Here is a 14698-nt window from a genome sequence, read left to right as displayed (position 1 = left end):
TTATGATTAGGGATTATTCTATCCCTTCAATCCGGTCTTCAACCTCTTGGTACAACTCGCGCAGACGATCTAAATTCTCGTCGCTAGTCTCCCAATAACCGCGTCCATTCACTTCCAACAAAGTTGATACAATCTTGCGGAAAGAATGGGGATTAAGGTTCAGCAACCGCTTCTGCATTTCTTCATCTTTGATGAAGGTTTCGTTAGTATCCTCATAAATCCAGTTATCCACAGCGCCGGCTGTCGCACTCCAACCCGTTGTATTTACCAATCGCTTGGAGAGTTCGCGCACACCTTCGTAACCGTGAGATAACATCCCCTCGTACCATTTGGGATTTAACAATTTGGTACGCGCATCCAAACGCACGGTTTCTGATAATGTCCGCACCTGTGCGTTAGCTGTGGTTGTATCTGCAATATAAGATGCTGGCTTTTTACCATCACCCCGCAGACTTGCCACAAGCTTAGTAGGATCAGAGTCAAAGTAATGAGAAACGTCCGTTAAGCTAATCTCGGAAGAATCGAGATTTTGGAAAGTTGCATCAGCAGTTTTCAATGTACTTTCAAAAATCTGCCGGGATTCGTCCATGATTCCGGGGTTATCGGAATTAAAGGAGAAGGATTTCCGGTTGAGATACATTTCCTGCAACTCGGCTTCGCTGTCCCAAGTGCTGTTTTCTACCGCCAAGTTGATATTTGACGAATAGGAACCAGAAGCATTGGAGAAAACGCGCGTCGCTGCTTGACGCAGATTAATCCCCATTTCTTCAGCTTGCTGCAAAGCGTGTTTGCGAACAAAGTTCATTTCTAAGGGTTCATCTGCCTCAGCAGCCATCTTCACACCTTGGTCTAACAGGTTCATTTGGTTGATGAACAAATCCCGGAATACACCAGAACAGTTGATTACCACATCAATTCTGGGGCGTCCCAACTCTTCTAGAGATATCAATTCCAACTTGTTCACCCGTCCCAAGGCATCGGGAACTGGACGCACGCCCACCATCCACATAATTTGCGCTAGGGATTCACCGTAAGTTTTGATGTTATCGGTTCCCCAGAGGACGCAGGCAATGGTTTCTGGCCATTTTCCATCGTTTTCGGCTTTGTTACGTGCCAAAAGCCTATCTACAACGATTTTGGCTGATTGTACTGCTGCTGTTGTGGGGATGGATTGCGGATCGAGTGCATGGATATTCTTACCTGTGGGCAATACATCCGGGTTGCGGATGGGATCGCCACCAGGGCCAGGTAGGATGTATTCACCTTCCAAGCCTCTGAGTAATGCCCCTAGTTCGTTATCGGCACAAACTTGCTGGAGGCAGAATTCCAAATACTCAAATAGGGGTTTGAGTATGGCTGTGTCAACTTTGGGATAACCTGCTTTATGCAATGATTCTACCCAAGGTTCTTTTTTGCCCATGTTGAAGAAATTCAACCGAGAAACCAGAGAAACTCGCCCTTCCGCGTCGATTTGCTCTTGGACAAGGGCGGTAACTGCTGCACGGGTTGCTAAGGTGATATCTTGCAATAACTGGACATCTTCTAAAATGCCCCGATCGCTATTTTGGTAAATATCATCAATGTTACGCCCAATGCTGTTAGCGATAATTCCCGGTAAGCCTTGAAGTCCTTCTTCCTGACGATCTAGACTAGCAATATTAACCAGAGTTGCGATCGCTTCTTCTGCACTTGGAGGTTTACCAATGACGTGCAAACCACAAGGCAATAACCGCGACTCAATTTCCATCAACTTGCGGTAGACGTTGCCAACAATATTATCGCGATCGCCAGCACTCATCTCTTTGGCATCGGTTTCTGGCAGGTTAATATCCTTATCCAGATTCACGATCCGGCATTTATCCATGATGCTGTTAACAATGGAAACACCGCGTCCACTATCTTTCAAGGTTTGGTAGGAAGCAATTAACTCGCTCAGTTCCTTCAAACCTTTATATAAACCAGCATTTTCTGCCGGCGGTGTCAAGTAGGAAATTGTTTCGGCATAACTCCGACGTTTGGCAATTGTCGCCTCACTAGGATTATTGGCTGCGTAGTAATACAGGTTAGGAATTGAACCAATTAAGTTATCTGGATAACAGTCACCAGACATCCCCATTTGTTTACCTGGCATAAATTCCAAGGAACCGTGTGTACCAAAGTGCAGTACAGCATCAGCTTTCCAAACTTGCTCTAGGTAAGTGTAGTAGGCAGCAAAACCGTGATGTGGACTAGCAGAACGGGAAAATAACAACCGCATCGGATCGCCTTCGTAACCAAATGTCGGTTGTACACCGATGAAGACGTTACCGAATTGCTTACCATAAATCAGCAGATTTTGCCCATCGCTGTTTAGATGTCCAGGAGGTGGACCCCAGTTTTCTTCTAGGCGTTGAGAGTATGGGGTTAGCGCCTCATACTCAGGAACGGACATTTTGTAAGCAACGTTGAGTTCCGGGCTGTTGTACTGCGCTTGGGCGTCGTGGATGACTTCTTGCAGCAGCGCTTCGGCGGATTCTGGCAATTCTGGTAAGTCGTAGCCATTATTTTTGAGGGCTTTCATTACCTCGTAGATGGAACCGAATACATCTAAGTAGGCGGCGGTTCCGACGTTGCCTTTATCTGGCGGGAAACTGAAAACGGTGATGGCGACTTTTTTATCCAGCTTCGGCTTGCGGCGGAGGTTAGCCCATTTTAAGGCGCGTTCGGCTACAGCTTCAACCCGATCGCGCAGTGCGATCGCTTTCCCTGTAGTCCCATCTCTACCTGATAATACAATCGGCTCAATTGCCCCATCCAATTCGGGAATCGCAATTTGCAAAGCTACCTGTATCGGATGTAACCCTAAATCGCTATCCATCCACTCTTCTGTGGTTTGGAATACTAAGGGTAACGCCACCATATAAGGACGGTTTAAGCGTTTGAGTGACTCAATTGCTTTGGGATGATCTTGTCTAGCTGGGCCACCCACTAAAGCAAAACCAGTCAGCGAGATCACTGCATCTACTAACTGTATGTTGGTAATCGGTTCGTAGAAGTAGGCATCCACAGGTTTGGAGAAATCCAAACCACCAGCAAAAACTGGTAGTACCCGTGCGCCTAATGCTTCCAACTCCTGCACCATTGCGACATAATGGGCATCATCCCCTGTAACTAGGTGAGTGCGTTGCAATACTAACCCGACACAAGGAGCTAGGGGATCTTTGAGATCGTTAGAGATATCCTTACGAGCTGTATACCAATTTAGGTACTCTCTGACATCCTCAAACATACTGGGAGCCAAAGGATGCCAAATCCCTAAATCGGGATAAACCACTGGCTGTTGATATGTAGAAGGTGCAAAATTTTGTTTCTCTAAACCTTTAAATACGTATTTATCAGCTAGCATTAGCAAGAAGTTTTCCAGATTTTCTGGAGAACCACCTAGCCAATACTGAAAACTGAGCATGAAATTTCGGGCATCCTGTGCCTTATCCATTGGTAGAAACTTCAGCACTTGCGGCAGTGTTCGCAAAAGCTTCAGCATCCCATCTTGGAAACCCGCGCCGGATTTTTCTTTGCGTTTCCGCATGAATTGCGCGATCGCACTTTTTGACTGACCCAACTGTGCCAGAGAAAAGCTGCCCATTTTACTCAGGCGCATGACTTCTGGCATCGAAGGAAAGACAACAGAAACATCCAGGCGATCGCGGTGTGGTTCTACTGCTGCTACTACTTTCTGTGCTAAGTCTTCGATGAAAATGAGGGAAGCGATGAAGATATTCGCACTCTCAATTTCTCGTTTGAACTCCTTGTAGTTCTCTGGGTCGCGGAGTTCCTCAATCAAGTACCCACTGATTTCAATCGCCAAGTCGGGATTGTTCGCGTTAATCGTGCGAACCGCTTGCGACAAAGCACTTTGGTACTGGGACTCTAGCACGACATAGACCACCTTGATTAAATTACGTCCGCGTAAGTTATCTGGCGCAATGTGTCTAATGGTGGACTTGACGTGTGTGAACATGCTTCTTCGGCTCCTTTGATGCGTGTTCTCTACTGGAAGTTCTTCGCGGCATCATCAGCCACAGTTGACTTCGTTATTTTTCGGCAATATGTGTTTTCTATCAGAAAACGCTTACCCACTGGGCATTTTATCCTCTATTTGACACAAATTGATATAAAAAACGAAATATTTCTTTGTAATTATTTACTGTGTATAAAAGTATTTGCTCACTTGTTTGTAAATTTCCTGTAACATTGTATTTAATAGTTAAATAGTTATTTAAAGATATATTTACAAAACAAAACCCGCATAAGCGGGTTGATTAAGTATTTTTTACAGTGCGATCGCAGCTTTTGTGAGTCTAGCCTTAATCTTCTAGGGTAAGGGAACTTTGGCGTAATCCTCCGAGGAAGCAAGCTACGCACAGCACAAAGCATTGGCTAGAGAAACCGGATTTATTTGAGATTAAATTTAGAGAATCTCAACACTAAAAAGTAGAACCCGATTTTTTTGAGGAGAATGAGCTAAAAGATTACTTACTTTCTAACTTTTTTTAAGATAGAGCTTCTTTTAACTGCTGGCTAATTTTTTCTCTTGTCTGTGGAGATAAATCATCTGATTGCAAAATATTAATTCTCGCTGATTTAATTCTATTAATTGAGTTAAGTAAATCACTTAGATCAACAGAAAGCTTGCCTTTTCTTGCTACTCTCATTGCAGCATCGATAACGGCATTTTTGATGTCTCTTCCGCAAACATCTTCAACTTGAGCGAGTCTTTCAGGACAAACATCTGCTGCTAGTGGCATTTTTGCGGGAAAATGCCTTTTCCAAATTTCTATTCTACACGCAAAATCTGGCATTAAAAAATGTACATGACGCACCCGTGTTTCAAACGCTTTATCATAGTTTTCAACTAGATTCGTACAAAAAATTACAACTCCACTAAATCGTTCCAGACAAATTAATAATTGACTACGCATTGAGTTGATAGCTTGTTCTGAACCTTGCGTTACATTTGTAAGTCGCTTGGAAAGTAAAGAATCAGCTTCATCAATAAATAGCAAAGCATTATCTCGTTCTGCTGCGAGAAAAATTGCCTCCAGATTCTTCGGTCCTTCACCGTGATACATACTCTCAATTTGAGCATAGCTAGCAGCTAAAATTGGTCGTTTTATTTTAGAAGCTATTGCATGTGCAGATAAAGTTTTTCCAGTGCCTGGTGAACCGTAAAAATTTAATGCAGTCCGGGGAAAAGGTTCTATTTGTCTCAAACCCCAATCATCAAAAACCTTAGCCTCTAACTCAATTAAGTCAACTGCTAGCAAAAGGTCATCTTTCACTTCTTCGGTGATGACTAACTGTTCAAAATCAAATAGTGGTTGTACGGCTTTATATTTACCAGCACGTTCTTCAACTGACAAATCATTATTATTTGACTTTTGATTATTAGCTTCGGTTTTTTTAGTAGAATTTTCTTCACCTATATTTCTTGCTTCCGAAGCCGTCGTAATAATGATATTGATTTTCTCTAAACTTGTTTCATCAACTAATTTATTTACAGCAGTTAAAAGTCGAGTATGACAAACAGTAGCAATATCTTTAGGGACATTACTGGGGATACCCTGGACTACGAAATTTGGAGATACTTTCATTTGACAAATACCAATTTTTTTTAAAACCTTGTGTCTGATTCTATTGCCAAATAACAACTTCACTTCCTCGGTGAGCATCCCTAATATCTGAATCGAGTTTATCATACTTAACAGTACGTATTTCTACAGCATCACCAGTTTTCCTATCAAAAACACCCTGAATAACAGCATTTTCTCCACTATCTAGTTTAGTTTTGATAGTTGCAGCTACATTATTAGGTTGAATAGCAAGAGATTTATAGTATTGAAACCAATCAACAATTCTCCTCCAGGTAAGGTAAGCATAATAGACAATTTCAACAATTTCACAAACCGCCATTGCACATATTACACCACCAATCAAAAGTGAAATTGGGTCAAACATACTTTTTTACTCCACAATAATTAAATCTTTATTACCAAAAATATCTCGCAATTCTTCATCAAGTTCTCTAGCAACTAATTGACGACCATAGGGTTTTCCATTAGCTTCACAAAGAACATTATTATAACTATCAAGAAAAACTTGAGCTAAATAATAACCTTGTTGGTGATGTTGTTTTAGAATTGCTCCCCTTTTAACTTCTGGGTCGGATGGTCGCTCTGTCACAAAATACTTGACTGCATTTTCATAGGTCATGACAGACACGACTTCCCGCACCTTACACAAGTCTTGTAACCATTTATTGAAATTAAAGATTATGGATGGAACAAAATCATCAACGCTTTTCTGTTTAGGTAACTCTTTAGATAACCAATCCGGTAACATCAGTTAATTCCTCTCATGTTCTCATGCAAAATTTAATGATCCGTCAGGTTTAACTTGATTAATTAATTACTGAGCGACGTGTATTTTTTATTGCTCTTACATCAGTATGGTTTAACTAAAAGCTAATTATCCACTAGCTACCATCAGGGATAATGGTAAGATTACATCAGGAAATGTAAGGCAATATTCAAAATTTGATTATGGCATCCAGCAATGAACCCTTTACGCAAGCAGCGAATAGCTGGGACTTGGAAACCCTTTACTCCGATTTGTCATCAGTCAAAGGTAAGCGTTTGACACCAGTGGAAAAGCGACACTTACGAGGTTTGCTTTGTGGCTTCAGTCCGGCTGAAATCGCTGAGAAACTTGGTAAAAATGGTAAGGGTGTAGAAACTGATCTCTGTGCAACTGTATATAGGTATGTAAAAAGTCTGCTGGATAAGTCTGATGAAAAGTTAGAAAATTGGCGAAATATTTCTGAATGGCTTGATGATGCAGGGTATAAAAATCAGTCGATAAAGGTTCCAGGTTTAGATTTATCGCCTGATAAAACAATTGTGAATGTAACTAATATAAATATTGACAAGAATCAATTAGTTATTGGTATTAAAGTTTGCATTCCTACTTCGGAAAATCCAGATTCTTTGGAAGATGAATTAAATAATTTAGATAATTATAAAAATAATTAGTATTTATTTTCTGCCTAAATCAGACCATGCTTGATGAGCAAACAGAATAAAAATATGGAAATATTATCGGGCTAGAAATATTAGACGCTTCCAAAAGAATCGATAATCCACGTTCCCTAGAGTATTCGATTTCTACATAATAGAGGTTGGAGATTATTATACCAATTTGAAAAAAGAATGCGACAGATGCATTTGTAGGGGTGGGGTTCCCCGCCCTTTATGTCACTCAGCTTGATTATCGTTCCTTTGAGCCTGTAATCGTTGAACTTGCTCGACAGTTAAACCAGTAACGCGGATAATTAATGCGATCGCAATTCCTTCATTGAGCATATTTGTTGCAATTTCCTCAGCTTTTTGTTCTGAACCTTGTTCTAAACCCTGTTCAAGCCCTTGTTCAAGCCCTTGTTCAATACCTTGTTCTAATCCTTGTGCAAGCCCTTGTTGCAGAATATCTTGATAAATTACAGATTCGCGCATAATATCACTCCGCAATATTCTTTTAATCACGTCTTTATTTAATACTAGCCCAGCTAATACTGCTGTTGATGCAGCAATATTACTGCGGATTCGGGTGTCGTTGAGTGCTTCAATAACTTGAGCAACTTCTTCTAAAGTTCGCGTTTGATCGTTGGTTTGACTTAAAGCTGCAAACGGTAGCAAACCCGGAGAATTGAAAAATACTTCGGTTGGCTGTTCCCAAAGTCGGATGACTTCAAATCTGTGCAGGCTGTTTTCTAGAACAAATTCTGTTTGATAAACTAACTCAGAATCAGTTGGTTTTAGATAAATTACCACCTGACGCATTCGCTTATGGGGAAATTTTCGATATGCCCGTAAGCGATAATCATTCATCCGAAAGGGAATATCGGCTTTAGGTGCGGTTTGGAATTCGAGATGGAGGATAATTTCATCCGACTGCAACAAAATTAGTGCATCGGCGCGGATGGGTTCGAGGGATAATTCAGAAGGGCTCAGTTCGGTGAGAGTTATTGGTTCACCGAGTAGCCAAGTTGCAAAGTCGCTGGAAAATGACTCTGCGAGAAACTTGCAGACATTATCAAACATAGAGCAAATTATATCAGTTTAATAACAGACCAGAGTCCGATCGCTCACTGTAAACACAAAACCGCTAGAATTACAATTGCGGCGCACTGTAACCATCGTAATTGTGTCATTGTGGCGATCGCCCCCCTAACTCCTGACCATTAACTAATGACTCAAGTAGATATTCTAATTCTCTCCAATGGCCCTGGAGAAGTAACAACCTGGGTGCGTCCAGTAGTAAAGGCGTTGCGGCAACAACTAGGGGATGACCCTTCTGTAGTAAGGATTTCTGTGGTATTATCACCTTGCCCAAATGCTACTGGTAAAGAAGCAGCGATCGCTCTTTCTTACCCAGAAGTAGATAGAGTTCAGGGAGCAGAGCATTTTTGGCAATTTTTGCTTTCGGGGAAAACATTTGAGAATTGGGACTGGAGAAGTCGCGGTGTAGTCGTTTTTCTCGGTGGCGATCAAATTTTCCCTGTAGTCATAGGTAAAAAGCTCGGATATCGCACAGTAATTTACGCTGAATGGTCAGCCCGTTGGCATAACTGGATTGATCGCTTTGGCGTGATGAAAGCTCAAGTTGCTGCCCGTGTTTCGCCAAAATATGCCCACAAATTCACTGTTGTGGGAGATTTGATGTTAGAAGCTAGTAGTAATTCCTCTGACAAAGGACAAATGACAAATGATAAAGGACAAATAACTGACTTGATTGGTATCTTACCGGGTTCAAAAGCGGCAAAATTAACCCAAGGGATACCTTTAATGTTAGCGATCGCCGAATACATCCACACCAAGAAACCCCAAACTAAATTTGTGATTCCTGTCGCTCCAACCCTGGATTTACAAACCTTAGCTAGTTTTGGCGATTCCCAAAAAAACCCTTTTGTGGAAATTTTTGGTTTTAGCGGTGCTTCCTTAATTATTCCAGAGGACGGTAAAAGCAAGGCATCACTAAAAACACAGAAAGGCTTAACTGTAGAGTTATTCCAAGAAAACCCTGCTTATGACTTATTATCACAGTGTTGTATCTGCATAACGACAGTAGGGGCAAACACTGCTGAACTCGGTGCTTTAGGCATACCGATGATTGTTGTGTTACCGACGCAACAACTAGACGCGATGCGTTCTTGGGATGGTTTACCAGGTTTATTGGCGAATTTGCCAGGGGTGGGTTCCACATTTGCCAAGGTGATTAACTGGGTATTCCTCAGACGTAAAGGTTTATTAGCATGGCCGAATATCTGGGCACAGGAAGAGATTGTGCCAGAACTTGTAGGCAAACTCCAGCCACAAGAAGTTGGAGAAATGGTTTTAGACTTATTAGCCCATCCAGAAAAATTGGCTGATATCCGCGCTAAACTCCGCAATATTCGCGGCGAAAGCGGTGCAGCCCAAAAATTAGCAACTTTGGTGAGGGAAGAAATTGATAAATTTTGAAGATGAGAATTAAGGAAAAATAAAATTGGTTTGTAGTGAGCGATTCATCGCTTAATTCAACCATTTTAAGGATTAATTATGACCGCACCATCTAGTATTATTAAACTCATTGATCATTTTCACTCCTCAATAGATTTATATCGGGCTGGTAGTTTAAATGAAACACAAACTAGAATTGAATTTCTCGATCCATTTTTTGCAGCGTTAGGATGGGATATTAGAAATGAACAACAATCTTCTGATATTTATAAAGATGTTGTTCACGAAGATAGTTTAAAAATTAGTGATGCCAAAAAAGCTAAAGCCCCTGATTATAGTTTTCGTGTTGGTGGAGCTAGAAAGTTTTTTGTCGAAGCGAAAAAACCTGCTGTGAATGTAGGAACAAATATTAGTGCTGCTTTTCAACTTAGGCGTTATGGATGGTCAGCCAAATTACCCCTGAGCATTCTAACTGATTTTGAAGAATTTTCCGTTTATGATTGTCGAATCATGCCGAATAAAAATGATTCAGCATCGACTGCTAGAATTAAGCATTTTAACTATACAGAATATTTGGAAAAATGGGAAGAAATTTATAATGTTTTTTCTAAGGAAGCTGTGTTAAATGGTTCCTTAGAAAAATTTGCTGAAACTAAAGTTAAATCAGGGATTACTGTTGATAAAGCTTTTTTACAGGAAATTGAAAATTGGCGAGAAAATTTAGCTGCTAATATTGCTTGGCGCAACCTGGAAATTAACCAACGGGAGTTAAATTTTGCAGTGCAAATGACAATTAACAGAATTGTCTTTTTACGTATCTGCGAAGATCGGGGAATTGAAATTTATGAACAGTTGTTTAATTTATTAAGATTAGAAAATATTTATGAAGAATTAGGGCGTTTATTTAGGAATGCAGATTATCGTTATAATTCTGGCTTGTTTCATTTTCAAACTGAGAAAGGACGGGATGAGCCAGATGATTTTAGCCTCAATATTAAAATTGATGATACCACTTTAAAACAAATTATCAGAAAACTCTATCTTCCTGAAAGTCCTTATGAGTTTTCAGTTATTCCGGTGGAAATTTTGGGACAGGTTTATGAGCAGTTTTTGGGTAAAATAATTACTTTATCAGCAAGTCGTCAAGCATCTGTCGAAGCTAAACCAGAAGTGAGAAAAGCAGGAGGTGTTTATTACACTCCTAGTTATATTGTTGATTATATTGTTAAACAAACTATTGGTAAACTTTTAGAGGGTAAAAAACCAGAAAAGATAAAAGAAATCACAATTCTTGATCCGGCTTGTGGTTCAGGTTCTTTTTTAATTGTGGCTTATCAATTTTTATTAGATTGGTATTTAGAACAGTATCTTCAAAATCCCAAGAAAAAAGATCAAAATAAAGTATATCAAACTACGGGTGGTAACTTCCGTTTAACTTCAACTGAAAGAAAGCGCATTTTATTAACTCATATCTATGGAGTGGATATTGATCAGCAAGCGGTAGAAACCTCTAAATTATCTTTGTTGTTAAAGGTTTTAGAGGGTGAGTCAGGAGAAGCAATTACGAAACAGTTAACTTTATTTAAGGAAAGAGCTTTACCCGATTTAGATAATAATATTCAGTGTGGTAATTCTTTGATAGATGGAGAATTTTATCAAAAAAATCAACTTAGTTTACTAGATGAAGATATAGCTTATCGAGTTAATATTTTTGACTGGAAATCAGCTTTCTCAGGAATTATGAAACGAGGGGGATTTGATGTGGTTATTGGGAATCCTCCTTATATTAGAATTCAAGCTTTAAAAGAATGGGCTTCTCTGGAAGTTGAGTTTTATAAGAAACAATATGTTTCTGCTAGTCAGGGAAATTATGATATTTATGTTGTTTTTGTAGAAAAGGGATTGGATTTATTAAAAAAAGACGGTCATTTAGGTTTTATTTTACCCCATAAGTTCTTTAATGCTCAATATGGAGAATCTTTAAGAAGGTTAATCTCTGAAGGTAAATATCTTAAAAAGATTGTTCATTTTGGAGATCAACAAGTTTTTCCAAAGGTTTCAACTTATACTTGTTTGTGCTTCTTGTCTAAAACAAAACAATCAGAGGTAAGTTTTATTGAAATTAAGGATTTGTTAAAATGGGTTATTGATGGTAATGCAGAAGAAATGCTGCTAACTGATGAATCTGTTACAAGTCAAAGTTGGGATTTTGGTAAAAGTAAAAATTCTATTTTATTTGAAAAATTCAATAATGATAAATTTATCAGTTTAAGTCAGCTAAAAACTAATATCTCTCAAGGTATTAGAACAAGTGGTAATGAAATATATGTTGTAGATTTTATTTCTCAAGAAGATAATTTGCTCCAGGTATATTCTAAAGCTTTAAATAAAATAGTTACAATTGAATCTAATTTAACTTCTCTGTTTTTACAGGGTAAGGAAATAAAGCCGTATCAACTTTTATATTCAAGTAAGTTATTAATTATTCCTTATGAACTAAAAAATGGAAATGTTCATCTTATTAAGGAAGATAAATTGCGTAATAACTATCCCCAAACTTTTGATTATCTAATCCAAAATAAAGAATTTTTAGAAAATAGAGAAAAAGGAAAAATGCTAGGTTCAGATTGGTATGCTTATATTTATCCTAAAAATATAGAATTGATGAAAAAATCAAAAATATTAGTCCCTGATATTGCAAATCGAGCTTCTTTTGCTTGGGATGAAAAAGGAAATTATGCATTTACCAGTGGTTATGGAATTATACTTAAGAATAATGTTCAAGAATCAATTAAATATATTTTAGGATTACTCAATAGTAAAGTTTTAGATTTTTATCTGAAGAATATTAGTACCACAATGCGAGGAGGCTTTTTTCGTTATTTTACTCAGTTTATTGAACAATTACCAATTCGATTGATTGATTTTTCCAATTCTCAAGAAAAAAACATTCATAATCACATAATTCAACTTGTTGAACAAATGCTTGTACTCCATAAACAACTAAATGAAGCACAAACACCGCCAGCCAAAAAAAGAATTCAACAACAAATTAATGCCACAGATAGACAAATAAATCAATTAGTGTATGAACTCTATGGATTAACTGATGAGGAAATAGCTATTGTTGAAGGTGCATGAATTTAATCAGAAGATTCTCCATCTCTTCGCCCAAGTTCATAAATGCCGGCGGAGATACAAGCTAATATACCTGTACTAATTCCCCAACTCTCACCTAAACTAATTTCTAGACCCCAGTTCAATAAAGCACCAACTACCAAAAAAGGCGCGATGCTGAACAGAGAAGCGTAGAAAGCGTTTTGGGATTCTCTGGCTTTACGAGTCTTTTCAAATTCTGACTGGCTGGTGTAAAGCGATCGCTCCGCAAAGTTAAACCAGCGATTGAGTTGCTCGATTACCCATTCATTGACTCTTGATAAACCTAGATATAGCGCCAATGACCACAAACTCGCTCCGGCGATAGCGATCGTGTCTAACTCAAAGCGGAAAGGGAAAATTTCAGTCAGCATCGTTTATGAGAGTCCTGCAAAGGGTCAACTTTAGCTGTCAGTAGATGCTAAATAAACCTTTTGTGCAATTTTAACCATAGATGCTAACAATATTTCAACTACTTGGCAACTCTCCTGCTCCTTTAAGCTAGGATACTAACATATAGGAATCTGATTTGATTAATGATTCATCGTCTAATTTTACACCTGCAATTAGTTCGCGGTCAGCCTGAGGAACCCCACCCCGCTCTTCGAGAGGGGACTATGATGTACTTCATGTGATTAGGAAACGCTATATGAATCTTTATATACATTTATGTTTGTTAATTAATTAGACTATTTTGTGGCAGTTAGCAGAGAGAAAGGTGATGTTGGATAAACTCATAAAATATTTTGTCTACGCGACAAAAGGGTATATTACAAAAACACAGCTGATCAAGTTTTTGTATTTAGCTGATCTTTACTCTGTTAAGTGGACAGGAAAGCAGCTGACTCATCTAGATTGGTATTATTATCAATTTGGCCCTTGGAATGAGGGTATAGATTCTGCTTTAAATCAAATGAATGGGAAAGAGATTATTCAAGAATCTCAGGAAAATGTAACATACATTAAACCTGTCAATGAAGCTGCTCAGGTAGATGATTTGCAAATACCTCTAAGTCTTAAGTTCGTGCTGGATAATATTCGGAGAGAGTGGGCTGGCGCAGATAAACTGAATCAGTTACTAGAGTATGTATATAGCACTGCTCCAATGCTGGAAGCAAAAAATACCCATCGACCAGAAGAAAAAGTTAAACTTAATTTACAAGCAGAAAGAGAAAAATTAGTTAGTGAATTAGGATTGTGAAGTGGTTGGACAAAGACCTAGACAAGGTTGGATCTATTCCATAAATCCCTATAGGGTATCTCTTCGTTGCAAACTTGGTCATGTCCATATTTATAATTTAGATGAGCCAGGGGAAGTAGAATGTCAAACTTGCACTGAGAATATTAATTCAAGCAGGGTTTTCAGAGGAACACATCCTTACATCATTTGGACAAGCGATCAATTTCAAGATGAATCTGGATACATAGCAACCTTTTCCGTTATTCCTCTGACTTCACAAACAACATTTAAGGGTTTACCAACCACATATCCAATTAACTCTACAACTAGAAATGGTCTTGATAAAAATTCCTACGCTTTAGTTCATCAAATCTGTACTGTTGATGCTAATTGCTTCAAAGACTCATCAGCAAATTGGTTAGATAGAATTGGACAATTAGATAAACCAGATAAAGACGCTATAGAAGAACGGTTAAAGTATTTTTTGAATATTCAAGAAAATCCTAGTGATGACTGGTTTGCTCAAAATGCGTCTCCAGAATTTTTAAAAAAAGTCTTTGATTATCTACCTGAAGAAACCAAAAGTTTAGTCATAGAAGAATTAATAAAACAGGAGTCAGAATACAGAATACAGAATTCAGAATACTCTACCCATAAAGGGATAGAGTTTTAAAATGAGAATATTTTAATTTTTTTCGCCCACCATTCCACTCGCTTTTAACCCAATACAGTTCAGTTAAGCAATTTTTTCCTTCTCTTTCTTCTCTCTCTGTGTCCTCTGCGCCTCTGTGGTTCGTTAAAAAAAATGACTTTGACAAAGAGTGCTAGC

General features: G+C 38.7%; 11 protein-coding genes. 5 read left to right on the top strand and 6 right to left on the bottom strand.

Annotation, left to right across the window (positions count from 1 at the left end; all coding sequences use genetic code 11):
* Window positions 1–13: 13 nt before the first annotated feature.
* From V7K27_RS34075 to V7K27_RS34060, 4 genes are all read right to left on the bottom strand, one after another.
* On the bottom strand, window positions 14–4000 hold the full coding sequence (locus tag V7K27_RS34075) for a magnesium chelatase subunit H (RefSeq protein WP_334953176.1): 3987 nt from the start codon (window positions 3998–4000) through the stop codon (window positions 14–16).
* Window positions 4001–4532: 532 nt separating this feature from the next.
* The gene (locus tag V7K27_RS34070) at window positions 4533–5633 is read right to left on the bottom strand and encodes an ATP-binding protein (protein ID WP_334953175.1); all 1101 of its coding nucleotides are present in this window, start codon (window positions 5631–5633) and stop codon (window positions 4533–4535) included.
* 40 nt (window positions 5634–5673) lie between these two features.
* Window positions 5674–5997: a hypothetical protein gene (locus V7K27_RS34065; protein WP_334953174.1), complete on the bottom strand. Its 324-nt coding sequence runs from the start codon at window positions 5995–5997 to the stop codon at window positions 5674–5676.
* Between the two features lie 6 nt (window positions 5998–6003).
* Entirely contained in the window at window positions 6004–6381 is a 378-nt protein-coding gene (locus V7K27_RS34060) for a hypothetical protein (protein ID WP_334953173.1), read from the bottom strand.
* 200 nt (window positions 6382–6581) lie between these two features.
* Between V7K27_RS34060 and V7K27_RS34055 the strand changes: the two genes are divergently transcribed.
* Entirely contained in the window at window positions 6582–7070 is a 489-nt protein-coding gene (locus tag V7K27_RS34055) for a helix-turn-helix transcriptional regulator (protein ID WP_334953172.1), read from the top strand.
* Window positions 7071–7292: 222 nt separating this feature from the next.
* Here V7K27_RS34055 and V7K27_RS34050 read toward each other — a convergent pair whose 3' ends face one another.
* Window positions 7293–8135, bottom strand: coding sequence for an Rpn family recombination-promoting nuclease/putative transposase (locus V7K27_RS34050; protein WP_334953171.1), 843 nt, complete (start codon window positions 8133–8135; stop codon window positions 7293–7295).
* Between the two features lie 147 nt (window positions 8136–8282).
* Here V7K27_RS34050 and V7K27_RS34045 point away from each other — a divergent pair, with 147 nt between their 5' ends.
* On the top strand, window positions 8283–9554 hold the full coding sequence (locus V7K27_RS34045; protein WP_334953170.1) for a lipid-A-disaccharide synthase: 1272 nt from the start codon (window positions 8283–8285) through the stop codon (window positions 9552–9554).
* 78 nt (window positions 9555–9632) lie between these two features.
* On the top strand, window positions 9633–12674 hold the full coding sequence (locus V7K27_RS34040) for an Eco57I restriction-modification methylase domain-containing protein (RefSeq protein WP_334953169.1): 3042 nt from the start codon (window positions 9633–9635) through the stop codon (window positions 12672–12674).
* Between the two features lie 2 nt (window positions 12675–12676).
* On the opposite strand, the gene V7K27_RS34035 is transcribed toward V7K27_RS34040, so the two are convergent.
* Entirely contained in the window at window positions 12677–13063 is a 387-nt protein-coding gene (locus V7K27_RS34035) for a hypothetical protein (RefSeq protein ID WP_334953168.1), read from the bottom strand.
* Window positions 13064–13410: 347 nt separating this feature from the next.
* On the opposite strand from V7K27_RS34035, the gene V7K27_RS34030 reads away from it, so the two are divergent.
* Both V7K27_RS34030 and V7K27_RS34025 read left to right on the top strand, forming a co-directional pair.
* Window positions 13411–13890, top strand: coding sequence for a type II toxin-antitoxin system antitoxin SocA domain-containing protein (locus V7K27_RS34030; protein ID WP_334953167.1), 480 nt, complete (start codon window positions 13411–13413; stop codon window positions 13888–13890).
* A 1-nt stretch (window position 13891) separates the two neighbouring features.
* The gene (locus V7K27_RS34025; protein ID WP_334953165.1) at window positions 13892–14542 is read left to right on the top strand and encodes a type II toxin-antitoxin system PemK/MazF family toxin; all 651 of its coding nucleotides are present in this window, start codon (window positions 13892–13894) and stop codon (window positions 14540–14542) included.
* Window positions 14543–14698 lie beyond the last annotated feature (156 nt).

Origin of the sequence: Nostoc sp. (genome assembly GCF_036919575.1) — a bacterium.
Taxonomy (GTDB): Bacteria; Cyanobacteriota; Cyanobacteriia; order Cyanobacteriales; family Nostocaceae; genus Nostoc.
This window is presented reverse-complemented; position numbering and strand designations above follow the sequence as displayed.